The 25,053-nt window shown below is 74.2% G+C and carries 22 protein-coding genes; 16 read left to right on the top strand and 6 right to left on the bottom strand.

All coding sequences use genetic code 11. The features are described 5' to 3' along the window. The first annotated feature begins 33 nt into the window (after window positions 1–33). The 10 genes from AB0411_RS07830 to AB0411_RS07785 all read left to right on the top strand — a co-directional run bounded on the left by AB0411_RS07830 (window position 34) and on the right by AB0411_RS07785 (window position 10,409). Entirely contained in the window at window positions 34–897 is an 864-nt protein-coding gene (locus AB0411_RS07830; protein WP_366416387.1) for an aldose 1-epimerase, read from the top strand. A gap of 54 nt (window positions 898–951) precedes the next feature. Then, window positions 952–1,494 carry an orotate phosphoribosyltransferase gene (gene pyrE / locus AB0411_RS07825; RefSeq protein WP_366416385.1) on the top strand — a complete coding sequence of 181 codons (543 nt, stop codon included), beginning with the start codon at window positions 952–954 and terminating at the stop codon, window positions 1,492–1,494. A 227-nt stretch (window positions 1,495–1,721) separates the two neighbouring features. Further along, the gene (gene fbaA, locus AB0411_RS07820; protein ID WP_086717224.1) at window positions 1,722–2,744 is read left to right on the top strand and encodes a class II fructose-bisphosphate aldolase; all 1,023 of its coding nucleotides are present in this window, start codon (window positions 1,722–1,724) and stop codon (window positions 2,742–2,744) included. 143 nt (window positions 2,745–2,887) lie between these two features. Then, entirely contained in the window at window positions 2,888–4,453 is a 1,566-nt protein-coding gene (locus AB0411_RS07815) for an MFS transporter (RefSeq protein WP_366416383.1), read from the top strand. A gap of 201 nt (window positions 4,454–4,654) precedes the next feature. Next, complete coding sequence (locus AB0411_RS07810; RefSeq protein WP_086717222.1) at window positions 4,655–5,068, top strand: DUF3151 domain-containing protein; 414 nt, start codon at window positions 4,655–4,657, stop codon at window positions 5,066–5,068. Window positions 5,069–5,299: 231 nt separating this feature from the next. Then, a complete protein-coding gene (locus tag AB0411_RS07805; protein WP_366416381.1) occupies window positions 5,300–6,208 on the top strand; it encodes a tryptophan 2,3-dioxygenase family protein in 909 nt (302 codons plus the stop codon). Next, window positions 6,201–7,547, top strand: coding sequence for a kynureninase (gene kynU, locus AB0411_RS07800; RefSeq protein ID WP_366416380.1), 1,347 nt, complete (start codon window positions 6,201–6,203; stop codon window positions 7,545–7,547). The genes AB0411_RS07805 and kynU overlap by 8 nt, the downstream gene beginning before the upstream one ends. Further along, window positions 7,544–8,320 (top strand): alpha/beta hydrolase family protein, encoded by a 777-nt coding sequence (locus AB0411_RS07795; protein ID WP_366416379.1) that lies wholly within the window; start codon window positions 7,544–7,546, stop codon window positions 8,318–8,320. The genes kynU and AB0411_RS07795 overlap by 4 nt, the downstream gene beginning before the upstream one ends. Before the next feature lie 68 nt (window positions 8,321–8,388). Further along, window positions 8,389–9,756, top strand: coding sequence for a sensor histidine kinase (locus AB0411_RS07790; RefSeq protein WP_366416378.1), 1,368 nt, complete (start codon window positions 8,389–8,391; stop codon window positions 9,754–9,756). Further along, on the top strand, window positions 9,753–10,409 hold the full coding sequence (locus tag AB0411_RS07785; protein WP_086717218.1) for a response regulator: 657 nt from the start codon (window positions 9,753–9,755) through the stop codon (window positions 10,407–10,409). The genes AB0411_RS07790 and AB0411_RS07785 overlap by 4 nt, the downstream gene beginning before the upstream one ends. A 76-nt stretch (window positions 10,410–10,485) precedes the next feature. Here AB0411_RS07785 and AB0411_RS07780 read toward each other — a convergent pair whose 3' ends face one another. The 3 genes from AB0411_RS07780 to AB0411_RS07770 all read right to left on the bottom strand — a co-directional run bounded on the left by AB0411_RS07780 (window position 10,486) and on the right by AB0411_RS07770 (window position 13,805). Continuing rightward, on the bottom strand, window positions 10,486–10,950 hold the full coding sequence (locus AB0411_RS07780; RefSeq protein WP_366416377.1) for a BP74-related protein: 465 nt from the start codon (window positions 10,948–10,950) through the stop codon (window positions 10,486–10,488). A 273-nt stretch (window positions 10,951–11,223) separates the two neighbouring features. Continuing rightward, window positions 11,224–12,861, bottom strand: a complete 1,638-nt coding sequence (locus tag AB0411_RS07775; protein WP_366416376.1) for an ABC transporter permease — start codon at window positions 12,859–12,861, stop codon at window positions 11,224–11,226. Continuing rightward, window positions 12,858–13,805 (bottom strand): ABC transporter ATP-binding protein, encoded by a 948-nt coding sequence (locus tag AB0411_RS07770; protein WP_366416375.1) that lies wholly within the window; start codon window positions 13,803–13,805, stop codon window positions 12,858–12,860. Before AB0411_RS07770 ends, AB0411_RS07775 begins: the two co-directional genes overlap by 4 nt. A 93-nt stretch (window positions 13,806–13,898) precedes the next feature. Between AB0411_RS07770 and AB0411_RS07765 the strand changes: the two genes are divergently transcribed. Continuing rightward, window positions 13,899–14,456 (top strand): GbsR/MarR family transcriptional regulator, encoded by a 558-nt coding sequence (locus tag AB0411_RS07765; protein ID WP_366416374.1) that lies wholly within the window; start codon window positions 13,899–13,901, stop codon window positions 14,454–14,456. Between the two features lie 15 nt (window positions 14,457–14,471). Here the strand turns inward: AB0411_RS07765 and AB0411_RS07760 are convergent, their stop codons facing one another. Continuing rightward, window positions 14,472–15,449, bottom strand: a complete 978-nt coding sequence (locus AB0411_RS07760) for a hypothetical protein (RefSeq protein ID WP_366416373.1) — start codon at window positions 15,447–15,449, stop codon at window positions 14,472–14,474. 206 nt (window positions 15,450–15,655) lie between these two features. Between AB0411_RS07760 and AB0411_RS07755 the strand changes: the two genes are divergently transcribed. After that, window positions 15,656–16,942, top strand: a complete 1,287-nt coding sequence (locus AB0411_RS07755) for an adenylosuccinate synthase (protein WP_366416372.1) — start codon at window positions 15,656–15,658, stop codon at window positions 16,940–16,942. Window positions 16,943–17,013: 71 nt separating this feature from the next. On the opposite strand, the gene AB0411_RS07750 is transcribed toward AB0411_RS07755, so the two are convergent. Both AB0411_RS07750 and AB0411_RS07745 read right to left on the bottom strand, forming a co-directional pair. After that, complete coding sequence (locus AB0411_RS07750; RefSeq protein ID WP_366416371.1) at window positions 17,014–18,825, bottom strand: serine/threonine-protein kinase; 1,812 nt, start codon at window positions 18,823–18,825, stop codon at window positions 17,014–17,016. 219 nt (window positions 18,826–19,044) lie between these two features. After that, a complete protein-coding gene (locus AB0411_RS07745; RefSeq protein ID WP_403145439.1) occupies window positions 19,045–20,655 on the bottom strand; it encodes a serine/threonine-protein kinase in 1,611 nt (536 codons plus the stop codon). Window positions 20,656–21,103: 448 nt separating this feature from the next. On the opposite strand from AB0411_RS07745, the gene AB0411_RS07740 reads away from it, so the two are divergent. The 4 genes from AB0411_RS07740 to AB0411_RS07725 all read left to right on the top strand — a co-directional run bounded on the left by AB0411_RS07740 (window position 21,104) and on the right by AB0411_RS07725 (window position 25,038). Continuing rightward, the gene (locus tag AB0411_RS07740) at window positions 21,104–21,898 is read left to right on the top strand and encodes a VTC domain-containing protein (protein WP_366416370.1); all 795 of its coding nucleotides are present in this window, start codon (window positions 21,104–21,106) and stop codon (window positions 21,896–21,898) included. 181 nt (window positions 21,899–22,079) lie between these two features. Next, window positions 22,080–23,450 (top strand): aspartate aminotransferase family protein, encoded by a 1,371-nt coding sequence (locus AB0411_RS07735; protein ID WP_366416369.1) that lies wholly within the window; start codon window positions 22,080–22,082, stop codon window positions 23,448–23,450. Between the two features lie 164 nt (window positions 23,451–23,614). Beyond that, window positions 23,615–24,292: a GntR family transcriptional regulator gene (locus AB0411_RS07730; protein ID WP_366416368.1), complete on the top strand. Its 678-nt coding sequence runs from the start codon at window positions 23,615–23,617 to the stop codon at window positions 24,290–24,292. 95 nt (window positions 24,293–24,387) lie between these two features. Then, window positions 24,388–25,038, top strand: a complete 651-nt coding sequence (locus AB0411_RS07725) for a hypothetical protein (RefSeq protein WP_366416367.1) — start codon at window positions 24,388–24,390, stop codon at window positions 25,036–25,038. Window positions 25,039–25,053 lie beyond the last annotated feature (15 nt).

The raw sequence follows: 25,053 nt of genomic DNA, 5'->3' as shown, positions 1-25,053 counted from the left end.
GCCGGGCGCCGGTGCACCGTTAGGGTCGGTCCCGTGAGTACCGACGAGACCACGCAGAGCGCAGCGCCCGCGCCGGTGTCCCCCGGCGTACGACTGGCCGCGGGGGACACCGAAGTGACCGTCCGTCCGGACAACGGCTGCCGGATCGCCGGCCTGCGCGTCGGCGGTACGGAGCTGCTGCGGCAGGGCGACAAGTACGGCTGTTTCCCGATGGTCCCGTGGTGCGGCCGGATCGCGCACGGGCAGTTCCGCAACGGGGGCGAGCTGCACCAGATGCCCCTCAACGCCGCGCCGCACGCCATCCACGGCACCGGCCGCAACCTCCGCTGGCGGACCGCGCGGGCGAGCGGCACGGACGCGGTCTTCACCTACGACCTCGCCGATCCGGCGGCGCCCTGGCCGTACCCGGGGCGGGTGACCCAGCTCGTCGAGCTGGCCGCGGACGGCGGCTCGCTCACCCTGACCCTGTGCGTCGAGGCGACCGGCGACTCGTTCCCCGCGCAGGCCGGATGGCACCCCTGGTTCCTGCGGAACCTCGGCGAGGGCGGCGAGGACGTCCGCCTCGACTTCGCGCCCGAGTGGCAGGAGGAGCGGGGCGACGACCATCTCCCGACCGGCCGGCGGATCCCGCCGCGGCCGGGGCCCTGGGACGACTGCTTCGGGATGCCGCAAGGGGTCGGCGCCACCCTCACCTGGCCGGGCCGGCTGGAGCTGGAGGTCGGCAGCCGCGCCGAGTGGGTCGTGGTCTACGACGAGCAGGAGGCCGCGGTCTGTGTCGAGCCGCAGTCCGGCCCGCCGAACGGTCTCAACACCCTGCCGCGCCTGGTCACGCCCATCGACCCGCTGGAGATCTCCATGACCTGGAGCTGGCGGAACCTGGCGCGGGACACCGCCTGAGCCCGCCGTCGTGCGCCTGCGGCGGCGTGCGGGGCAGCCCGTAAGCTCGTGCGCATGAGTGACGACGTGCGCGGCGAGCTGCTGCAGCAGATCAAGGACAAGGCCGTGGTGCACGGCAAGGTGACGCTTTCCTCCGGCAAGGAGGCCGACTACTACATCGACCTGCGCCGGATCACCCTGGACGGCCAGGCCGCGCCGCTGGTCGGTCAGCTGATGCTGGAGATGACCGCCGATCTCGACTACGACGCGGTCGGCGGGCTGACGCTCGGTGCCGACCCGGTCGCGACCTCGATGCTGCACGCCTCCGCCGCGCGCGGCGGCCGGCTGGACGCGTTCGTCGTCCGCAAGGCGCAGAAGGCGCACGGTATGCAGCGCCGTATCGAGGGTCCGGACATCACCGGCCGCCGGGTCCTGATCGTCGAGGACACCTCCACCACCGGTGGCTCCCCGCTGACCGCCGTCGAGGCGGCGCGCGAGGCGGGCGCCGAGGTCGTCGCGGTGGCGACGATCGTGGACCGCGGTGCCGCGTCGGCGATCGCCGAGGCCGGGCTCCCATACCTCACCGGCTACCAGCTCGGCGACCTCGGCCTCGGCTGACCTCGGGCCGACGGGCCGAGGGGCCGCGCGGAATCGGGAAAGCGGTGCTGAGCTGGGGCTTTGCCGAGGGGCGGCTGGTTTCACGTGAAACCGGCCGCCCACACTGCGGGACGGCCGGGCGCGGGATGTGGAGCAATCCGCCGAGTCTGGGAAGATGTGCTCGGCGAAGTCCTCGCCCCCTGGTCAGGGCCAAGAAAGCACACCCGCATACCTGAAGGAGCGGACAGATGCCCATCGCAACCCCCGAGGTCTACAACGAGATGCTTGACCGGGCGAAGGCAGGAAAGTTCGCCTACCCGGCCATCAACGTCACCTCGACGCAGACGCTGCACGCCGCGCTGCGTGGGTTCGCCGAGGCTCAGAGCGACGGCATCATCCAGATCTCCACCGGTGGTGCGGAGTTCCTGGGCGGCCAGTACAACAAGGACATGGTGACCGGCGCCGTCGCGCTCGCCGAGTTCGCGCACGTCGTCGCCGAGAAGTACGACGTCACCGTCGCGCTGCACACCGACCACTGCCCCAAGGACAAGCTCGACGGCTACGTCCGCCCGCTGCTGGACATCTCCGCGGAGCGCGTCGCCAAGGGCCAGAACCCGCTGTTCCAGTCCCACATGTGGGACGGCTCGGCCGAGAACCTGGCCGACAACCTGGCGATCGGCCAGGAGCTGCTCGCCAAGGCCGCGGCCGCCAAGATCATCCTCGAGGTCGAGATCACCCCGACCGGTGGCGAGGAGGACGGCGTCACCCACGAGATCAACGACGAGCTCTACACCACGGTCGACGACGCGCTGCGCACCGCCGAGGCGCTGGGCCTGGGCGAGAAGGGCCGCTACCTGCTCGCCGCCTCCTTCGGCAACGTCCACGGTGTCTACAAGCCGGGCAACGTCGTGCTCCGCCCCGAGCTGCTGAAGGACCTGCAGGAGGGCGTCGGCGCCAAGTACGGCAAGACCGCTCCCTTCGACTTCGTCTTCCACGGCGGCTCCGGCTCCACCCCGGAGGAGATCGCCACCGCGCTGGAGAACGGCGTGGTCAAGATGAACCTGGACACCGACACCCAGTACGCCTTCTCCCGCCCGGTCGCGGACCACATGTTCCGCAACTACGACGGGGTGCTGAAGGTCGACGGCGAGGTCGGCAACAAGAAGGCCTACGACCCGCGCAGCTGGGGCAAGCTGGCCGAGGCCGGCATGGCCCAGCGGGTCGCCCAGGCCTGCGAGAACCTGCGCTCCACCGGCACCAAGATCAAGTAATCGCGGACCGGCCGCCCGGCCGGTCCCGTTGCGCACAGGGCTCCGCATCCGCCGGGATGCGGAGCCTTCTGCGTGCCCGGGCTCGTGGGCCGCCGGAGGGCGCAGGGCGGGCGGGCGGCCGCGGATACGGGCATGCTCGCGGTATGAGCGAACCGAGCGCGCCCGGCGCGGTCCGGATGGCCTCGGCACAGGGACGGTGGGTGCTGGCGACGGCCGTGCTGGGGTCCGGCATGGCGATGCTCGACAGCACCGTCGTCAATGTCGCCCTGCCCAGGATCGGCGAGGACCTCGATGCGGATCTGGCGGTCCTCCAGTGGACCGTCACCGCCTACATGCTCACCCTCTCCTCGCTGATCCTGCTGGGCGGCGCCCTCGGCGACCGCTTCGGCCGGCGCCGGGTGTTCGTCATCGGGGTGGTGTGGTTCGCCGCGGCCTCGCTGCTGTGCGGGCTCGCGCCGGACGACGGGGTGCTGATCGCGGCCCGGGCGCTGCAGGGGGTCGGCGGGGCGCTGCTGACCCCCGGCTCGCTGGCCCTGATCCAGGCCGTCTTCCACCCCGACGACCGGGCGCGGGCGGTCGGTGCCTGGTCGGGCCTGGGCGGAGTGGCCGCGGCGGTCGGCCCGTTCATCGGCGGCTGGCTGGTGGACGGCGCCGGGTGGCGCTGGGTGTTCTTCCTGAACGTGCCGCTGGCGGCGGTGTGTGTGCCGGTGGCGCTGCGGCACGTCCCCGAGACCCGGGAGCGGGACGCCCGCGAGCGCGCCGGCTTCGATGTGCAAGGCGCGGTGCTGGGGGCGCTGGCGCTGGCCGGGGTGACCTATGCGCTGATCGCCGCGCCGGGCGGGGGCGCCGGGATCGGCGTGATCGTGCCCGCGGTGGCCGGGGTGCTGCTCGGGGTGCTCTTCGTCCATGTCGAGCGGCGGCGCCCGGATCCGATGCTGCCGCCGGCCATCTTCGGCATCCGGCTGTTCTCGGCGGTCAACGCGGTGACGGTGTGCGTCTACGCCGCGTTCGGCGGGTTCTTCTTCCTGTCCGTGCTCCAGCTCCAGGTCGTGGTCGGGTACTCGGCGCTGCAGGCCGGTACCGCGCTGCTGCCCACCACGCTGCTGATGCTGCTGCTGTCGGCCCGCTCCGGGCAGCTGGGGCAGCGCATCGGGCCGCGCATTCCGCTCACCGTCGGCCCGCTGCTGTGTGCCGGGGGGATGCTGCTGATGCTGCGGGTGGGCCGGGGCGCCTCGTACTTCGCCGATGTGCTGCCCGCGCTGGTGGTGCTGGGCGCCGGCATGGTGACGCTGGTCGCGCCGCTCACCTCGACCGTGCTGGCGTCGGTGGACGTGGACCGGGCGGGCCTGGCCAGCGGCATCAACAACGCGGCGGCACGGGCGGCGAGCCTGATGGCGGTGGCCGCGCTGCCGCTGCTGGCGGGCATCGGCCCGGAGGCCTACCGGTCGGCGGACGAGTTCGGCGCGGCCTTCCGGCGCGCCATGCCGCTGTGCGCCGGCATCCTGGTGATCGGCGCGCTGATCGCCCTGCTGACCGTGCGCACCAACGTGCTGCGCGCCGAGGCGGGTGCCGAGGAGCCGTGCCACGCGGAGACGACCTACCACTGCGGGGTGAGCGCGCCGCCGCTGGACCCGGGCGAGGCCAAGGCCCCCAGGACGGTGCCGCCGCCGGGAGGCAGGGGGCCGGGGCGGCCGGCCGAGGAGACGTGAGAAGCCGCGGTGGACCCGGCGGCCGGTCGGCGGCACCTGCATAGGGGACCTCGGGTGACCGGCCCCGAGGTCCCTCAGAGCCCTGCGGCCCCTGGTGGGGGCGGCCGCCGGCCCGTATCCGCCCTCCCTCCCGTCGTACCACCGGGCGCATGATCCCGGCCGCCCCCCACCCGGCCCGCACGACCAGGCAGACTGGGAACCATGGCCATTCACGAGAACCTGCTCGGGGGACCGCCCCCGACCCATCTGCCCGACGACCCGGAACCCCGGGAGCTGCTCGCCGCCGGCACGGCGCCGTCCGACGTCGCCGCGAAGTACCCGACCTCCTCCCTGGCCTGGGCCCAGCTCGCGGACGACGCCTTCGAACAGGGCCGGGTCGTCGAGTCGTACGCCTACGCCCGCACCGGCTACCACCGCGGGCTGGACGCGCTGCGCCGGGCCGGCTGGAAGGGCCACGGCCCGGTGCCCTTCGAGCACGAGCCCAACCGCGGCTTCCTGCGGGCGCTGCACGCCCTCGCCCGCGCCGCCCAGGCGATCGGTGAGCAGGAGGAGTACGAGCGCTGCGCGGCCTTCCTGCGGGACTCCTCGCCGACCGCGGCCGACACCCTCACCTGAGGCGCCGCCGCCGGTTCTCCCCGCAGCGGGAGAGCGGCCCTCCCGCTGCGGGGAGCGCCGGGCGGGAGCAAGGGCCGGCCGCGTGCTCGCGGTCGGCCCTTGCGCGGTCGCCTGTCGGCACGGATGATTTCCAGTGGGCCGGGTCATCCCGCGCCCGAGGGGACCGGGGCTCCCGAGCCGACGAGGAAGGGGCGGACCGCTACCCGGTAGTTCGCACTTGAGGAGTCCCTCATGTCGCAGCCGTCTCCCGTCGACCCCGTCGAGAGCATGCCGACCGCCCCCGCAGCGGGCCCCGCACCGGCGGAGGCCGCCGAGCCCGACCCGCCGTTCGCCCCGGATCTCAGCATCGGCAGCAGCAGCACGACCCCGTACGAGGACTACGTCCAGGCGGACGTCCTCACCCACCTGCAGCACCCGCTCTCCGACGACCCCGGCGAGATGGTCTTCCTGGTCACCACCCAGGTCATGGAGCTGTGGTTCACGGTCATCGTCCATGAGTGGAGCACCGCCGCCGAGGCGCTGCGCCGCGACGACCTGACGGAGGCGATGGCGGCGCTGCACCGCTCCACCCATGAGCTGGAGGCGCTGAACGCCGCCTGGAAGCCGCTCGCCCGGCTGACCCCGGCGCAGTTCAACTCCTACCGCAGCGCGCTCGGCGAGGGCTCCGGCTTCCAGTCCGCGATGTACCGGCGGATGGAGTTCCTGCTGGGCGAGAAGTCCGCCTCGATGCTGGTGCCGCACCGCGGCGCCCCGCGCGAGCACGCCGAACTCGAAAAGGCCCTCCAGGAGCCGAGCCTGTGGGACGAGGTGCTGCGGCTGCTCGCCCGCCGCGGCCACCCGGTGCCCGAGGCCGTGCTCCGGCGGGACCCGGCGCTGCGCTACGAGGCGGACCCGGCCGTGGAGGAGGTCTGGTCCGCCGTCTACGCCGGGCCGCAGGAGTCCGACCTCGTCCGGCTCGGCGAGGCGCTGACCGACGTCGCCGAGCTGGTCTGGCGCTGGCGCAACGACCATCTGGTCGCGACCCGGCGGGCCATGGGCGCGAAGGTGGGGACCGCCGGTTCCGCGGGGGTGGCCTGGCTGGAGAAGCGGGCCCGCAAGAACGTCTTCCCCGAGCTGTGGACGGCGCGCAGCCATGTCTGAGACCCCGGAATTCCCCGCCGCCACCGGCCCCCACGAGCCCTCCGGGCCCCGTGAACTGGCCGCCCGTGCCGCCGGCTTGGACGCCGCCGACCCGCTCGCCGCGGTCCGCGACCGCTTCGTCCTGGACGCCGCGCCCGATCACGCCTCCGGTGACGCCGCCGTCTACCTCGACGGCAACTCCCTGGGCGCGCTGCCCCGTACGGTCGCCGGCCGGGTCGCCGATGTCATCGCCCGCGAGTGGGGCGAGCTGCGCATCCGGTCCTGGACCGAATCGGGCTGGTGGACCGCGCCCGAGCGGGTCGGTGACAAGATCGCGCCGCTGATCGGGGCGGCCCCGGGCCGGGTGGTGGTCGGCGACTCGACCAGCGTCAACCTCTTCAAAGCCGTGGTCGGCGGCGTCCGGATGGCCGGCAAGGGCTGTACGGAGATCCTGGTCGACGCCACGACCTTCCCGACCGACGGCTACATCGCCCGCTCGGCGGCCCGGATGACCGGCCTCGCGGTGCGCCCGGTCGAGCCCGCGCGGATAGCCGACGAGGTCACCGAGCGGACCGCGCTGGCGCTGGTCAACCACGTCGACTACCGCACCGGCCGGCTCAACGACCTGCCCGGCATCACCCACGCGCTGCACTCCGCGGGCGCGCTCGCCGTCTGGGACCTGTGCCACAGCGCCGGCGCGCTGCCGGTCGGCCTCGACGCGCACCACGTCGACCTCGCTGTCGGCTGCACGTACAAGTACCTCAACGGCGGCCCGGGGGCGCCCGCCTACCTCTACATCCGCGAAAGCCTCCAGGAGCGGTTCGAGTCCCCGCTGCCGGGCTGGAACTCGCACGCCGACCCGTTCGCCATGGACCCCGCCTACGCCCCCGCCGAGGGCATTGCGCGCGGCCGGGTCGGCACCCCCGACATCCTGTCGCTGCTCGCGCTGGAGGCGGCGCTGGAGGTCTGGGACGGCGTCTCCATCGACGCCGTCCGCACCAAGAGCCTCGCCCTGACCGACTTCTTCCTGGAGTGCGTGAGCGCCTATGTGCCGCCGGAGCGGGCCCGCTCCGTCACGCCGTACGACCACCAGCGGCGCGGCAGCCAGGTGTCGCTGGAGTGCTCCCCCAAGCTCTCCACCGCAGCCGAGCAGGGAGGTGCCCCCACCGCGGGCGAGGTGATGGACGAGCTGATCCGGCGCGGGGTGGTCGGCGACTTCCGCCGGCCCGATGTGCTGCGCTTCGGCTTCACCCCGCTCTACACCTCCTTCGCGGACGCGGAGCGCGCGGCACGGGTGCTCGGCGAGGTGCTGGGGGCGCTGCCCGAGGTCGGGACCGGCGCGGCCGGGACCGGCGGGTGAGCGCCGCGGACGAGGAGGCGGCGCTGCTGGGGCTCGACCCGGTGGCGCCGGACCGGACGGTGGCGTACGGGCCGCATCCGGACCAGCTCGTCGACCTGTACCTGCCGCGGGCGGCCGGCGGCGGGCGGCCGGCGCCGGCCGGCCCGCGGGTCGTCCTCCTGCACGGCGGCTTCTGGCGCGCGGCCTACGACCGCCGCCACCTGTCGCCGCTCGCCGCCGCCCTCGCCGCGCGGGGCCTGCCCGTCGCGCTCGCCGAGTACCGCAGGGTCGGGGCGGGCGGCGGGGCGCCCGGGACGTTCGAGGACGTCGCGGCGGGCCTCGCGGCGGCGGTGCGCGAGCTGCCCGGGGAGGGGGCGCCGGTCCTGGCGGGGCACTCCGCGGGCGGCCATCTCGCGCTGCTCGCCGCCGCCCGCCCCGGCGCCCCCGTGAGCCGGGTGCTGGCCGTCTCGCCGGTCGCCGACCTCGCCCGCGCCCATGCGCTGGGCCTGAGCGGCGGCGCGGTCGCCGAGCTGCTCGGCGACGGGCCCGGCCTCGCGGAGCGCCTCGCGGCGGCCGACCCGGTGCGCCATCCGCCGGCCGGCGTCCCGGTCACGATCCTGCACGGCACCGACGACGGGGACGTCCCGCTGGAGCTCTCCCGCCGTTACGTCGCGCACAGCCCCGGCACCGAGCTGCACGAGCTGCCAGGCGTCGGTCACTACGGCCCCGTCACTCCCGGCAGCCCCAGCTGTCACACGCTGTTCCGTCACCTGCTCCCACCACGTAGTACTTGAGGCGGACGCCGGCAGATCCCCACTGATGAGGACGCCCGAGGGGGCTGCCGTTGCTTACCGTTGTCAGCGTGAACGAGACGACCCAGACGCAGGGCTCCCTGCGCTCGGAGGCCCGGATAGCCCATGGCGCGCTGCACCGGCTGCGCCAAGACCTGTTCATCGGCGCCTTCGCCTTCCGCCCGATGCCGCCGCTGGAGGACGCCAAGGTGTCCCGATGGGTGCCCTGGCTCCCGGAACGGCTGCGGTACTGGGCGCGCTGGCTGCCGCACTTCGCCGTGGGCTTCTTCGCGTTCTGCGTCTTCCTGGCGACCCTCGCCGACATCGAGGGGGGCGGCTCGCTGCGCGGCCTTCTGACCACCGGCTTCGGCGCGGTGGTCGCCGCGGGACCGCTGCTCACCCTCTTCCGCCCGGTGGGCGCCTACTGGCTGTCGCTCTGCGCGTTCGTGGTGTCGGTGGTCGTCCATGCGGGCTTCTCGTCACCGTTCAGCAGCGTTTTCGGGGAACTGGCCTTCCCCGCGCACCTCGCCGTGATGGTCCTCGTGGTGCTGCGCACCCGGCCCCGGCTGGCCATCGAGATGTGGGTGGTCACCTTCGCCACGGCGGCCGTGCTGACGGCGCTGCTCGGGAGGGACGCGGGCGATCTGCCGCCGGTCGCGGTGTTCTGCGGGGTGGTGCTGGTCTCCGCCGCCGCGGTCCGCGCCTGGCGCGAGGAGCGCCGGCAGGTCGTCGAGACGCAGACCGTCACGGCCGAGGAGCGCTCCCGGCGCACGCTGCTGGAGGAGCGCGCGCTGATCGCCCGCGAGCTGCACGACGTGGTGGCGCACCACATGTCCGTGATCGCCATCCAGGCCGAGGCCGCGCCCTACCGCGTCAAGGACACCCCGCCCGAACTCGCCACCTCCTTCTCGACGATCCGGGAGAACGCCGTCGCCGCGCTCGCCGAGCTGCGCCGCATCCTCGGCGTGGTCCGCTCCGAGGACCCGGACGCCTTCGTCGAGCACGACCCGGAGGCCCCGCAGCCGACGCTCGCCGGCCTCGACGCGCTGTACGAGAGCCTCCGCAGCACCGGTCTGACCGTCGAGTCCGTGGTCACCGGCGCGCCGCGGCCGCTGCCGCAGGGCGTCGAGCTGTCCGCGTACCGGATCGTGCAGGAGGGGCTGAGCAACGCGCTGCGGCACTCGCCGGGCGCCGATGCCCGGGTGGAGATCTCCTACGTGCTGGGCGGGCTGGGCGTGCGGATCGTCAACGGACCGCCGAGCCGGCTGGCCAAGCCGTCCCCGGGCGCGGGGCACGGTGTCCTGGGGATGCGGGAGCGGGTACAGATGCTGGGCGGCGAGATGACCGCCGACCACACCGAGGACGGCGGCTTCGAGGTCGCCGCGTTCATTCCGGTGTCGTCCACGGCGGGCGAGACCACCACGGGGGGCAGGGCATGATCCGGGTACTGATCGTCGACGACCAGGTGATGGTCCGCGAGGGCTTCTCCGTCCTGCTCAACGCCATGCCGGACATCGAGGTCGTCGGGGAGGCGGTGGACGGCCGCCAGGCGGTGCACAAGGTCGGGGTGCTCAAGCCCGATGTCGTCCTGATGGACATCCGGATGCCGGAGATGAACGGCCTGGAGGCCACCCGCGAGATCGTGGCCGCCGACGCGGACGCCAAGGTGCTGGTACTGACCACGTTCGACCTGGACGAGTACGTCTACCAGGCGCTGCGCTCCGGGGCCAGCGGCTTCCTGCTCAAGGACGCCTCGGCCGGCCAGCTCGCCGACGGCGTGCGCATCGTCGCCTCCGGCGAGGCGCTGCTCGCCCCCACCGTCACCAAGCGCCTGATCTCCGAGTTCTCCCGGCTGGGCACCCCCCGGGCCCCCGCCCAGGAGCGGATCGCCGACCTCACGGAGCGCGAGACCGAGGTCCTGGTGCTGGTCGCCCAGGGCCTGTCGAACGGCGAGATCGCCGAGCATCTCGTCGTCGCCGAGTCCACGGTGAAGACCCATGTCAGCCGCATCCTGGTGAAGCTGGGGCTGCGCGACCGCACCCAGGCGGCGGTGTTCGCGTACGAGGCCCGGCTGGTGACGCCGGGGGGCTGAGGCCGCCGCTCGCGGGGCGGGGGCGCGGCGCGGACCGGCGGCGGGCGGGGCCCGGCCGCCGTTCCCGCGCCGCGCCCTACGGCTGGGGCACCTCCCGCACCAGCTTCGAGGTCCACGGGCACCAGACCAGCCCCGGCAGGAAGGCGCCGCCGGCCTCGTCCAGGTGCTCCTCGACGTAGGGCGTGGTGGCGTCGCAGACCTCGATGGCGAAGTCGAAGAAGTCGATGGTCTCGGGGCGGAGGTGGAAGCTCCAGCGCCAGTTGTAGGGGACGGGGCGTTTGTCGATCCTGCCGACGACGTGCGGCTCCGAGTGGGACGCGCCGCTCAGCAGCTCCCGGGCGTGCCGGATCTTGTGCGGGTCGGTGAGCTTGATGACGAACTCCGCGCGGGTGACGTCGGTCATCACGAAGTAGGCCGCCGACTCGGCGGGGGCGCGGTGCGCGGCGCCGCCCGCCTGCCTGCCCTGGGCGGGCCCGGCCGCCGCGAAGGCGAGCAGCGCCGCCGCCGCGAGCATCCCGATCCTGGTGCTGATACGTCGCATGAACCCCTCCGGTGCCGCGGGTCGTGGACACGACCGTGCATGCGGAAAGTAATGGCGCACTCACCCACCGCTCCAGCGTTACTGCGGGTTATCGCGCGGGCAGGTGAAATGGCGAGGAGTGACGCACGCCCGGGCGGTTGCTGTGCTGTGTCCACACCCTGTGGACGGCGGCGGGCGACCGCCTCGTGACGCGAGTGCGCCGCCGGAGTCCGCTACGGCTCCGGCGGCGCACGTCCACGGGGCGGCCGGCCGCGGGGACCGGCCGCCGGGGAGTCAGCCGAGGTCGCGTCGCCGCAGACCCGCCAGGCCCCCGAGCGCGAGGACGGCGGAGAGGGCCGTCAGCCAGACGAACGGGGCGGCGGTGGCCTCGCCGCCGGGGAGCTTGGGGAGGTGGCTGTACGGGGAGAGGTCCATCGCCCACGCGGGGAGCCGCAGGGCGGGGCCGATCCAGCCGAGGGCCAGGCAGCCGCCGGTCAGCGCCCAGACGGCGCCGGTGGCCCGGGGCGCCAGGCCGACGACGAGGACCGCCAGGCCGGTGAGCGTCCACACGGCCGGGACCTGGCCGAGGGCGGCGGCCAGGACCGGGCCGAGCGCACCGCCGAGGTCGTGTGCCGCGAGGCCGTAGCCGGCCCCCAGGGCCAGACCGCCGGAGGCCAGGATGACGACGGTGCCCCCGTACGCGAAGGCCAGGTGCCCGGCGGCCCAGCGCAGCCGCCCCACCGCGCAGGCCAGCACCGGCTCCGCGCGCCCGCCGGTCTCCTCGCCGCGCAGCCGCAGCACCGCACCGGCCGCGTAGAGCGCCGCGACCATGCCGAGCAGGCCGGTCATCGTGGCCAGGAAGGCGTCGGTCAGGCCCTGCTGACCCCCCATCCGCTCGACGATCTCCCGGGTCTGCCGGTTGCCGCCGACCAGGTCGGCGGCGCCCTCGGCGAGCCGGCCGAAGAGCGCGCCGGCGCACAGGAAGCCGAGGGTCCAGCCCAGCAGGGTGGCGCGCTGGAGCCGCCGGGCGAGGCCGAAGGCGCCGCTCAGGGAGCGCGGTGCGCGCGGCGGTCCGGGGCGGGCCGGCAGGAAGCTCATGCCGACGTCGCGGCGGGCGGCCAGCGCGTAGGAGGCGCCGGCGGCCAGTGCGGCCGCCGCCGGGAAGAGCGGGGCGGCCCACCAGCGCTCGCCCGCGTACGGCCGGAGGTTCTCCGCCCAGCCGATCGGCGAGGCCCAGGTGAGCGGGGACGCCGCCGGGCCGGCGGCGTCGCCCGCGGCGCGCAGGGCGAAGGCGAGGCCGAGGGTCGCGCCGGTCAGGCCCCTGGCGAGCCGGGCGCTCTCGGTCAACTGGGCGGCGACGGCGGCCAGTCCGGCGAAGACCAGGCCGGTGCCGCCGATGGCGGTGCCGAGCGCGAGCGAGCCGGCGCCCGGCAGGCCGGAGGCGGCCAGGCCGCCCGCGATCACGACGGCGAGCCCGGCATCGGCGGCCAGGGCCGTCAGCAGGGCCGCGGTCAGCGGCGCGCGGCGGCCGACCACGCCGGCGGACACCAGCTCCTGACGGCCCGTCTCCTCCTCCTCGCGGGTGTGCCGGACCACGATCAGCAGGCTCATCACCGCGGCGAGGACGGCACCGAGGCCGGCCATCCGCCAGGCGACCAGGCCGCCGAGGGAGTCGCCGAAGACCGGTCCGTACAGCGCGCGCATCGAGCCGTTGGCGTTCATCGACGCGGCCAGCCGGGCGCGCTCGGCGGCGGTGCCGTAGACCGCCTCGAAGGACGGGCCCATGGCGGTGACGACCAGCCCGAGGGTCAACGCCCAGGCCGGGATCAGCACCCGGTCGCGACGCAGCGCGAGACGCAACAGGGCGCCGGTGCCCGCCAGATGACCCGCGCGGGCGGCGGGTGCGGGGAGCGCCGCGGCCACGGCGGTCATCGCGCGACCGCCGCGGCGCCGCGGGTGTCGTCCTGGTAGTGGCGCAGGAAGAGCTCCTCCAGGGTGGGCGGGGTGCTGGTGAGGCTGCGGACGCCGGAGGCGGTGAGCGAGCGCAGCACGGCGTCGAGCGTGTCGGTGTCGACCTGGAGCTCGACACGGTGGCCCGCGCTGCCCCGGATCGGCCCGGTGGTCAGGCCGTGGACGCCGGGGAGGGCGGCCAGTTCGCCGGGCGGGCCCGCGAGTTCGGCGACGACCGAGGTGCGGGTCAGATGCCGCAGCTCGCCCAGCGAGCCGGATTCGACGGTCCGCCCCTTGCGGATGATGCTGATGCGGTCGCAGAGCGCCTCGACCTCCGACAGCACATGGCTGGAGAGCAGCACCGTCCGGCCGCGGTCGCGCTCCTCGGCGACGCAGCTCTGGAAGACCTCCTCCATCAGCGGATCCAGCCCGGAGGTCGGCTCGTCGAGGATGAGCAGATCGACGTCGGAGGCGAAGGCGGCGACCAGGGCGACCTTCTGCCGGTTGCCCTTGGAGTACGTCCGCCCCTTCTTGGTGGGGTCGAGTTCGAACCGCTCCAGGAGTTCGGCCCGGCGGGTGCCGTCCAGCCCCCCGCGCAGCCGGCCGAAGAGGTCGATGACCTCGCCGCCGGACAGGTTGCGCCACAAGGTGACGTCCCCGGGGACGTAGGCGAGGCGGCGGTGCAGCTCGACGGCGTCCTGCCAGGGGTCCTTGCCCAGGAGCCGGGCGGTGCCGCCGTCGGCGCGCAGCAGGCCGAGCAGGACGCGGATCGTCGTGGACTTCCCGGCGCCGTTGGGTCCGAGGAAGCCGTGTACCTCACCGGCCTCGACCCGCAGATCGAGGCCGTCCAGCGCGTGGGTGCGGCCGAAGGCCTTGTGCAGGCCGTCGATCCGGATCGCGGGAGCGGGAGACAGTGCCGTGGTCATGCTTTGGAAGCTACGCTAGTTTCACAAATTTGTGAAGTTAAGAAACCGTATAAACTTGAGTGGGTGGCTCTGATCAGGGGAGATGATGCGGACATGAGCGAGCAGCAACAGCAGAGCGCGGCCCGGACCGCCCCACCACCCCGGGAGTCGCGCGAGGGCACCCGCGACGACGAGGCCGTCTCGCAGTTCGTCGAACGGTTCGCCGCACAGCTCGTCGACGCCGGGATGCAGCGGATGTCCGCCCGCGTCTTCGCCTGCCTGCTGGCCTCCGACTCCGGCGTGCTGACGTCCGCCGAGCTCGGCGAGCGCCTCCAGGTCAGCCCCGCCGCGGTCTCCGGCGCGATCCGCTACCTCTCCCAGGTCGACATGGTCAGCCGGGAGCGCGAGCCGGGCTCCCGCCGCGACCGCTACCGCGTGCACAGCGACCAGTGGTACGAGGCCATGGCGCGCCGGGACAACATCCTCACCCGCTGGGAGGGCACCCTGCGCGACGGCGTCGAGAGCCTCGGCGAGGACTCCCCGGCGGGCCGCCGGGTGGGCGAGACGCTCGTCTTCTTCGAGTTCCTGCAGAAGGAACTCGCCGGGCTGCTGCAGCGCTGGCGTGAGCACCGCGACGAGATGCGGGCCGAGTTCGACGCCGCGGGACGCTGAGGCGCCCGCCGGCGCTCACCCCCGCGGCAGCTGGAGCCGCCAGGCCCCCGGCTGCAGGGTCCAGGTCCGGGTCCTGACCGGCCCGCCGACCACCGCGTCCGCCCGGTAGTGGAAGTCCGCGCCGGACACCGTCACCGCCCGCGCCCGGGTCCGCACCGGGCGGCCCCCGCCCGGCCAGTGCACCACGACCTCGGCCAGCGCCCCGCCGTCCCCGGCCCCGGGCCGCGGCCCGTCCGCCCCGGGCCGTCCGCCGGGCACCACCGACACCCCGCGCACCGGCCGGTCCAGATCCGCCAGCAGCACCCCGTCCGCCTCGATCCGCAGCCGCTGCCCCGGCACCCGTGCGCGCCGCCCGCCCAGCCCGGCGGCCGGCGCGGCCAGCAGCGACAGCGCCGTGCGGGCGGTCCGCGCGGCCGGCTGCCACCACGGCCGGGGCCCGTCGGGGCCGCCCGCCGGGCCGTCCGGCCCCTCCGCGGCGTCCCGCGGGCCGGCCGGTGCCACCGCGGCGGCCGCCGCCGGCACGTACGCGCCGATCCCCTGCCGGGTCGCCGCGCTCCCGCAGGGGATCCGCAGCGCGCCGAGCACGATGCCGTCGCTGTCGTCGGTGAGCAGGTCCCGCGGGCGCTCGCCGCCGTCCAGGACGGTGCGCGCGGCGGCGACCGTGTCCGTGGGGATGCCCAGGGCGCGGCTCAGCGCGACGGCCGACGGCGTGCCCACCGGGACCATCGACAGCGGCACCGCGGCCAGCTCGCGTTCCTTGTGCAGCAGGCCCACCACCCGCAGCAGCGCCCGGTCGTCGCCGATCACCACCGGCCGCCGGTGGCCGCGCCGGGCCAGGATCCGCGCGAATTCCTCCGGCCCGTCCGGCAGGCAGATCTTCGCCCCCGCGCCCGCGCACAGGACATCCTTCGCGATCCGCACGGACTCGCCGTCCGTACTGCGGGCGACCGGGTCGATGACCACGAGCAGGGGGTGCCCCCGAACGGAGTCCACGGGAGAGTGCCCAGAAGGCTGCGCCGACACCTCGGTCCTTCCTCAGGTAGCATCTCGGTGCAAGAGCCCCTTGCGCTATTGCGCCAGGGGCTTCGTCTATTCCGGGGCACCGGTCCGACGGCTCTAGCGATGACGTCCGCGTGAACACGCATGCCGACGCCGTCCACGCACGTTGGACATGCCCCGCCCGGAAGGGGTGTACGCCTGTGCCCGCACTTGTGCTGCTCGGTGCTCAGTGGGGTGATGAGGGCAAGGGAAAGGCCACCGATCTGCTCGGTGGGTCCGTTGACTATGTGGTGCGCTACCAGGGCGGCAACAACGCCGGCCACACGGTCGTCGTCGGCGACCAGAAGTACGCGCTGCACCTTCTCCCTTCCGGAATCCTCTCGCCGGGGTGCACCCCGGTCATCGGCAACGGTGTCGTGGTCGACCCGGCGGTCCTGCTCTCCGAGCTGAGCGGACTCAACGAGCGCGGCGTCGACACGTCCAAGCTGCTGCTCAGCGGTAACGCGCACCTGATCACGCCGTACAACATCACCGTCGACAAGGTGACGGAACGGTTCCTCGGCAAGCGGAAGATCGGCACGACCGGGCGCGGCATCGGCCCGACCTACGCCGACAAGATCAACCGCGTCGGCATCCGGGTGCAGGACCTCTACGACGAGTCGATCCTCGTCCAGAAGGTCGAGGCGGCCCTGGAGGTCAAGAACCAGCTCCTGACCAAGCTCTACAACCGCCGCGCCATCGAGGCCGGCCAGGTCGTCGAGGAGCTGCTGGGCTACGCCGACAAGATCAAGGGCTATGTCGCCGACACCACCTTGATCCTCAACAAGGCCCTCGACGACGACAAGGTGGTCCTCTTCGAGGGCGGCCAGGGCACGCTGCTGGACATCGACCACGGCACCTACCCCTTCGTCACGTCCTCGAACCCGACCGCGGGCGGCGCCTGCACGGGCGCCGGCGTCGGCCCCACGAAGATCAACCGCGTCATCGGCATCCTCAAGGCCTATACGACGCGCGTCGGCGCCGGCCCGTTCCCGACCGAGCTGTTCGACGAGGACGGCGAGGCGCTGCGCCGGATCGGCGGCGAGCGCGGTGTCACCACCGGCCGCGACCGCCGCTGCGGCTGGTTCGACGCGGTGATCGCCCGCTACGCCACCCGCGTCAACGGCCTGACGGACTTCTTCCTCACCAAGCTCGACGTCCTCACCGGCTGGGAGCAGATCCCGGTCTGCGTGGCCTACGAGATCGACGGCAAGCGCGTCGAGGAGCTGCCCTACAGCCAGTCCGACTTCCACCACGCGAAGCCGGTCTACGAGACGCTGCCGGGCTGGTCCGAGGACATCACCAAGGCGAAGTCCTTCGCCGACCTGCCGAAGAACGCACAGGCGTACGTCAAGGCGTTGGAGGAGATGTCCGGCGCCCCGATCTCCGCGATCGGCGTCGGCCCCGGCCGCGACGAGACGATCGAGATCAACTCGTTCCTGTCGTAGGGACCCCGCGCTCCCCGGGGCGTCCTTGCGAGGACCGGCCCCGGGGACACCGCAGCACGGCAGCCGCGTACCTACTCCGCCCTGGAGTAGGTACGCGGCTGTGTGTCGTCGCCCAGGAACTCGCGGCGCAGGGTGCCGTCGCCGTTCAGGCGCAGGACGGAGGTGCTGCTCGGGGCGCAGCCGGGGGCGGGCCGGTCGACGACGGAGGGGCCGACGGTCAGCCTGCCGCCCTCCGCGGCGTAGAGGTCGGCATGCGTCGTGCAGCGGCTGCCGCTGCCCATGACGACGGTGGTGAGCACCGTGCTGCCCGCCGGGGCCCGCTTGAGGGTGAGCCGCTGGCTGCCGGAGCCGTCGTCGTCCGGCCGCTGCCAGGTGCCGAGGTAGCCGGCGGGGACGGACTCCTCGGACGGGCCGGTGCGGTGCAGTGTCGCGGTGCGGCCGGCCGCCGCCCAGGTCAGGGTGTGGCCGGGGCCGGCTCGGAGGGTGTGCTCGCCCAGCGCGGCGCAGCGGCCCTCGGGAACGGAGCGGACGACCGTGGTGTCCAGCCGGAGCGCCGGGTGCCCGTCGTGCTCCGTGACGGACACCAGCTTGGCGTCGCTGCGGCACTCATAGGTCGTGCCGAGGCTGGTGCTGTTGGCGACCACCTCGCCGGCCTTGCCATTGGTGATCACGAACCGGCGCTGCCCACCGGTGGGCTCCCCGTCCCGTAGCACCGGGCCCGACCAGGTGCCGAGGAAGCGGGCGGGGATGTCGGACGGGTTCTCGCCGGCATCCGCGCCGCCGCTCAGCAGCGGGACCGCGACGGCGGTGGCGGCGGCCGCGACGACGGCGGTGGCGAGGAGGGGGAGCCAGCGGCGGCGGCGCGACGGTGCCGCCCCGGCCGGGGGCGCCGGGTCGGGCAGGGGAGCGACCCTGGTGGAGGCGAGGGTCGGCGGCTGGCCTCCGGGCGGGGTGTCGGTGTCCAGGAGGCGTACGGCGTGCTGTCCCAGGCGCGCGATCAGCTCGGCCGGCAACCAGGGGGCGGCCGAGGAGCCGCCGGGCACCGGCCCCGTGCGGTCGGCGATCTCCCCGGGGGTGGGCCGCGCCGCCGGGTCCTTGGCGAGGCAGTCCTGGATCAGTTCGCGGATGCCGTCCGGCGCCCCCGTCAGCTCGGGGTCCTCCACGGCGATCTTGAACATCACCGAGTGGAATCCCGAGGTGGGGCTGCCGAACGGCTGCCGCCCGGTCGCCGCGTACGCCAACACCGACCCCACGCAGAAGACGTCGCTGGGCGGGCCGGCGCGACGCCCCCTGACCTGCTCGGGCGACATGAAGCTGGGCGAGCCGAGGACCGTGCCGGTACGGGTGCGGGTCTTCTCCCCGACCGCGTCCAGGGCCCGCGCGATGCCGAAGTCGATGACCCGCGGCCCGTCGATGGTCACCAGCACATTGGACGGTTTGAGATCGCGGTGCACCAGGCCGACGCCGTGGATGTCGCGCAGCGCGCAGGCCAGCCCGTACGCCAGCCGCCGCAGCGAATGCTCCGGCAGCGGGCCCGGGTTCCGGATCGGGCCGTACGTGCCGCCGACGACCTCGCTCAGCGTGGGGCCCGCGATGTAGCCGGTGGCGACCCACGGGACGGCGGCCTCGGTGTCGGCGTCCAGCACCGGGGCGGTCCAGCGCCCGCCGACCCGCCGGGCGGCCGCGACCTCGGCGCGGAAGCGGTCCCGGAACTCCTCCTCCGCGGCGAGTTCGGCCTTCACCAGCTTCACGGCGACGGTCCTGCCGCCCTCCGAACGGGCGAGGTAGACCCGCCCCATCCCGCCGCTGCCGAGACGGCTGAGCAGCCGGTAGTCCCCGATCCACTGCGGATCGTCGGCCGTCAGCTCCCGCAGGCCGTCCATCCGTGCGCCCTCCCCGTCTCGTTCCGTGCCTGAGGCGCGTTCCGGCAGCAGGCGTCCCCGTGAGCCTAGGCGGCCGCGGATCGAGCCACGGCCGAGAGACCGTCACGACGGGGGAACAATCGGCTCCCGGCGGGGAACGAGGAGCGCGCCGGGCGCGCGGGGGAGCGGCCGAGCGCTCCCCGGACCGTCGGCTGCCCGAGTCGTCCGTCCCCCGGACCGTCAGCTCCTCCTGCCGTCCGGCACTTTGCGGTACGACAGCGCCTTCCCGTCGTCGAAGACGCGGCGCAGCTTGCCGTGCACCATCTCCAGCGTGCTCGGCGGGCCCGGACTGCAGCTGTCGGACTGTCCGGAGACCACGGTGGACGGGCCGAGGCGGACCGGGGGCCCGCTATGGGCGAGGGCGGCGGCGAACTCGCAGCGGTAGGTGTCCCCGGTCGCCGTCATCGTCAGCACGATGTCCCCGGCCCTGCCCTGCCGGAGGGTGAAGCGCCGGACCTCGTCGGAGGAGTGACCCAGCGTCGTCTCCCACGTGCCCAGGTAGTCCGCGGGGAGCCCCGCCGCCCTGGCACTGGTGCGGTCCGCGCCGTCGACCGGGGCGTCCGTCGACCGCAGACCGCCGCCGTCCGCGCTCATCAGGGTGTACGCGGTGCTCGCGCCGGCCCCGGCGAGCACCAGCGCGGCCGCGGTGGCCAGGGCGGCACCCCGCCGGCGCGACGGCCTGCGGGCCGGGCCGGTGGCCGACGCCGCGTCACCGCGGCGGGTGCGGGCGGCGGGTGGGGGCACGACGGCGGTGAGCGGCGCGGGCGGCCCGGTGTCGCCGGCGGCACCGCCCTCGCCGTGCGCCCGGTCCCGGTCCCCGGGGTGCTCGGCCGCCAGCAGTTCCACGGCGTGCCGCCCCAGCCGGGCGGTCAACGCCCCCGGCAGCCAGGGCTCGTCGTCCGCCCCCGGCCCGGCGCCGCCCTCCGCCTGCGCCACCAACTGCGCGGGCGTGGGCCGCTGTGCGGGGTCCTTGGCCAGCGCGCCGACGATCAGCTCGCGCAGCCCCTCGGGCACCCCGGAAAGATCGGGCTCCTCCTGGGCGACGCGGAACATCACCGCGTGCGCGATGCTGTCGGGCGTTCCGAACGGCTGCCGCCCGGTCGCCGCGTACGCCAGCACGGAACCGAGGCTGAAGACGTCGCAGGCCGGGGTGAGCGGCGTGCCCCGCACCTGCTCGGGCGACATGAAGCCCGGCGAGCCGATCGCCGCGCCGGTATGCGTCACGCCGTTGCCGGACACCGCCTCCAGGGCCCGCGCGATGCCGAAGTCGATGACCCGCGGCCCGTCGATGGTGAGCAGCACGTTGGACGGCTTGAGGTCGCGGTGGACGATGCCGGCGGCATGGATCGACTCCAGCGCGCGGGCCAGTCCGGCGGCCAGGATCCGTACCGTCCGCTCGGGCAGCGGGCCGCCGCGGCCGACGACCTGCTGCAGGGAAGGGCCCGCGATATAGCCCGTGGCGAGCCAGGGGGTCCGGGCCTCGGTGTCCGCGTCCAGTACGGGGGCGGTCCACTCCCCGGCGACCTGCTGCGCGGCCCGCACCTCCCGCCGGAAGCGCGCCCGGAACTCCTCCTCACCGGCCAGCTCCGCCCGCACCAGCTTGACCGCGACGGTCCGGCCGCGGTCCGAACGGGCCAGGAACACCCGCCCCATGCCGCCCTCGCCGAGCCGCCCGATCAGGCGGTAGTCCCCGATCCACGGCGGGTCCTGCGCACTCAGCGGCATCAGCCCCGCGGGCGCTTCCGCGCGCCCCTGCCATCCCTGCCGCCCCGGCTGTCCTGGCTGTTCCACGATCCGCCACCCCTTCCCCCCGAATCCGCCCCCTGCGGACGAGTGGGCGGGCCGCCTCCGCACCCGGCTGCCCACGCCCCCTCCTCCGCCGTGAGGATAGCGAGGGCGCCGCGGGCCCCGGCAGGCCGCGGGCCGGTCCCGCCCCCACGGCCGGGGGTGTCCTGGAGGGCGGGACACCCCCGGCTCCGCTGGGGGCTGCGCCGGGGTGTCCCGGTCCCGCCCGCCCCTGGCCGGGATGCGACGGTCCCGGATGTCTTTTTCCGCGTCCCGGAACTTTCCGGGAGCGAGGATCGTCGTACGCGTACCCCGGTGCCCACCACGCCCACGGCGGGTACCCGGACCACCCCGGCACCACACCCACGGAACAGCATCCGCACAGCAACGGAACAGCGCCCCCCGGCCCCGCACGCCCCCTCTCCCGTCCCCGCCCGACCGCCAAGGAGACCGTGTGATCCCCGCCGTACGCGCCCTCGCCCGTGCCGCCATGGCCGCGCGCCCCGTCCCGCTCGCCGACGTCCAGGCGCGGGCCGAATTACTCGCCCGTTTCGACCGCCGCTACCTCGTCCCGGTCGAGGTCTTCGCCGCCGTCGCGGCCGAACTCACCGACCGCCGCAGGCCGGGCGGCCCGTTCGCTGTGCTGTGCATCAACGGACGCCGCTGGTTCCACTACCGCTCCGTCCACTACGACACCCCCGACCTGCGGTCCTTCCACGACCACCGGCAGGGCCTGCCGCTGCGCTACACCATCCGCGAACGGCGCTACGAGGACACCGGGGAGCGGCAGTTGGAGATCAAGCTCCAGGGACGCCGCGGCGAAACCGTCAAGCACCGCCGGCCGCTGCTCCCGGACGCCCCCGCCCTCGGCGCGGCCCCGCGCGGCTTCCTCACCGTCGTACTGGACCGCGCCTACGGCCTCCCGGCCCCCACCGACCTCGACGGTGCCCTGGAGACCGACTACACCCGCGCCACTCTCGTCGCGGACGGCCAGCGCATCACCTGTGACGCGGCGCTGCGCTGCCGGGACCTGGCCTCCGGCCGCACCGTGCAGGCCGACGGCGGGCTGGTCCTCGTCGAGACCCGGACCACGGGCCGCCCGACCGAGGCGGACCGGCTGCTGCGCGGCCACGGCGTCCCGGCCGCCGCCTTCACCCGGTACTGCGGCGGACTGTCGGCGCTGCGCCCGGACCTGGCCGCCGAGCACTGGCGGCGGGCGGTGCGGACGGCCTTCCCGGCGGCCGCCTGACGGCGTGCACGGTGCCGCCGCCGCTCCGGACGCCCCGCGATTCTGGACAGAATGTCCGCGCGTCGTGGGTGGAGTCACACACAGTGTCGGTACCGTCCGGCGGACCGTGATCCCTACGCTGAGAGCGTTCGCCGCGACCGTTCCACGGCGGACCCGAGCGACCCGATCCGAGGTACTGACCGTGACCACGACGCCCTCCGCCTCCGCCGCCGACCCTGCCGCCGGCGCGGCCGTCAAGGCCGCCGACCGCGCGCACGTCTTCCACTCCTGGTCCGCGCAGGGCCTGATCGACCCGCTGCCGATCGCCGGCGCCGAGGGCTCGTACTTCTGGGACTACGACGGCAACCGCTACCTCGACTTCTCCTCGCAGCTGGTCAACACCAACATCGGCCACCAGCACCCCAAGGTCGTCGCGGCGATCCAGGAGCAGGCCGCGAAGCTGTGCACCATCGCGCCCGGATTCGCCGTGGACGTACGGTCCGAGGCCGCCCGGCTGGTCGCCGAGCGCACCCCCGGCGACCTCGACAAGATCTTCTTCACCAACGGCGGCGCGGAGGCCGTGGAGAACGCGGTCCGCATGGCCCGGCTGCACACCGGCCGCGCCAAGGTGCTCTCCGCCTACCGCTCGTACCACGGCGCCACCGCCACCGCGATCAACCTGACCGGTGACCCCCGCCGCTGGCCCTCCGACACCGCCTCGGCGGGCGTGATCCACTTCTGGGGCCCGTTCCTCTACCGCTCGGCCTTCCACGCCGAGACGGAGGAGCAGGAGTGCGAGCGCGCGCTCGCGCACCTGGAGCAGACCATCGCCTTCGAGGGCCCGCAGTCGATCGCGGCGATCATCCTGGAGACCGTCCCCGGCACCGCCGGGATCATGGTCCCGCCGGCCGGCTACCTCGCCGGGGTCCGCGAGATCTGCGACCGCCACGGCATCGTCTTCATCCTCGACGAGGTCATGGCGGGCTTCGGCCGCACCGGCCACTGGTTCGCCGCCGACCACTTCGGCGTCACCCCCGACCTGCTGACCTTCGCCAAGGGCGTCAACTCCGGCTACGTCCCGCTGGGCGGCGTCGCGATCAGCGCCGAGATCGCCGCGACCTTCGACCAGCGCCCCTACCCGGGCGGGCTGACCTACTCCGGCCACCCGCTGGCCTGCGCCTCCGCCGTCGCCACCATGAACGCGATGGCCGAGGAGCGGATCGTGGAGAACGCCGCCGACATCGGCGAGCGAATCATCGGCCCCGCGCTGCGCGAGATCGCCGAGCGCCACCCGTCCGTCGGCGAGGTCCGCGGCCTGGGCGTCTTCTGGGCGCTCGACCTGGTCCGCAACAAGGAGACCCGCGAGCCGCTGGTCCCCTACAACGCCGCGGGCGCCGCCAACGCCCCGATGGCCGAATTCGCCGCGGCCTGCAAGCGCGGCGGTCTGTGGCCGTTCGTGAACATGAACCGGACGCACGTCGTCCCGGCCTGCACCATCACCGAGGCCGAGGCCAAGGAGGGCCTGGCCGCCCTCGACGAGGCCCTTGCGGCGGCCGACGCCCACACCGTCTGAGCCTCCGCCGACGACGCCGCCGGGGGAGCGGAACCGCAGGTCACGGACGTGCCGTTCGGCAGACCGACGGTAACCTCGGGCGGCACCGGAGTACGGCCCTCGCCTATCGTGGGCGGGGGCCGCTCCCACCTGCGCGGTCAGGGACGTCGAAGGAGACGCACACGATGGCCGCCGGCGGAGACAGCTCAGTCATACGACGCAGCACCCTGCGCCAGCAGATCGCCGACGCGCTGCGCGACGAGGTCCTGGCCGGCCGGCTGCCGTCCGGCCACCCCTTCACCGTCAAGGAGATCGCCGAGCAGTACGGCGTCTCCGCCACCCCCGTGCGCGAGGCGCTGCTCGACCTCTGCGCCCAGGGCCTGCTCGACGTCGAACAGCACCGCGGCTTCAAGGTGCACGCCTTCACCGCCGACGACTTCCGCGCCATGGTCGAGGCCCGCACCCTGATCATCGAGGGCATCTTCCGCAGCGGCGCCGACCGGGCGCTGCGGGAGACCCCCGCCGGGGTCCTGATCTCCATCCGGCGCCGCGCCGACGAGGCCGAACGGGCCGCGCGGGGCGGCGACCTGGACGTCCTGATCGGCTACGACCTGCGGTTCTGGCGCGAACTGAGCAGCATCGTGAACAACGCCTACATCAGCGACTTCCTCGACCGGATCCGCGTCCAGACCTGGATGTTCGCGGTCCCGCTGCTGCGCCGCGAACCCGACCTCAGGGGGCTGCTCTGGCACGACCACAGCGCCCTGGCCGACGCCCTGCTCCAGCACGACCTGGCCACCGCCCAGCGGCTGATCGCCGAGTACAACGAGCACTCCCTCGCTCTCGTCGGAACGCGCGGCTAGCACTACGCTGTCCCGACCATCGGCCGTAATGGGCCGTACCCGTAGCTGTACGTGCGCCGGTGTCCCCGTCCCCGACCGGAAGCGAGCCCACACTCGTGGCATGTGACCTGTGGCTGGTACCCCTCGTCGATGTGCTGTGCCACAGCCCCGACAACCCGTTCTCCGAAGAGATCGCCGCCTACGACGAGGCCCTGACGGAAGCGGGCCTGCCACCGGTCCCGGTCTTCAGCTACATGCCCGGCCTGTCGGGCGACGTCGCCCCGGTCGCCGGCTTCGACTACGACGCCCTGCACTTCCTGCGCCGCGCCTACCTGCTGCGCCTGTGCGGCCTGGAGGTGACTCCGGTCGACGAACTGGGCGGCGACTACGAGCAGTTGCTGGAGATGTTCGAGGCCACCGCGCAGCAGTCCCACCTGGTGTGGCACTACGACCACGCCGGCGCCTACGTCCCGGTCGACTTCCCGCACCCGCTCGCCAACGACGAACTCCTGGAGGGCGGCGGCCCGCTGGGCTCCTCGCACGGCCTGCTCCGCGACCTCGAACTGGTTGCGCCATCCCTCGGTATCGATCCGGCCAATCCCCCCGCCGCCCCCGCACCCCCGGCCGGCCCCACCTCCCTGGAGGAGCGCTCCGGCGCGACCCCCCAGGACGACAGCCCCTTCGCCCGCGAACGCCACGTCTGGCTCGGCCTCCACGCCGCCGCCACCCGAAGCCTCAGCCAAGGCTCCATGATCGTCTTCAGCTGACCCCCACCCACCACC

The organism is Streptomyces angustmyceticus, from assembly GCF_040701845.1.
Classification (GTDB): domain Bacteria; phylum Actinomycetota; class Actinomycetes; order Streptomycetales; family Streptomycetaceae; genus Streptomyces; species Streptomyces angustmyceticus_A.
Note: the sequence above shows the minus strand (reverse complement) of the source record. Positions and strands in the feature narration are given on the sequence as shown.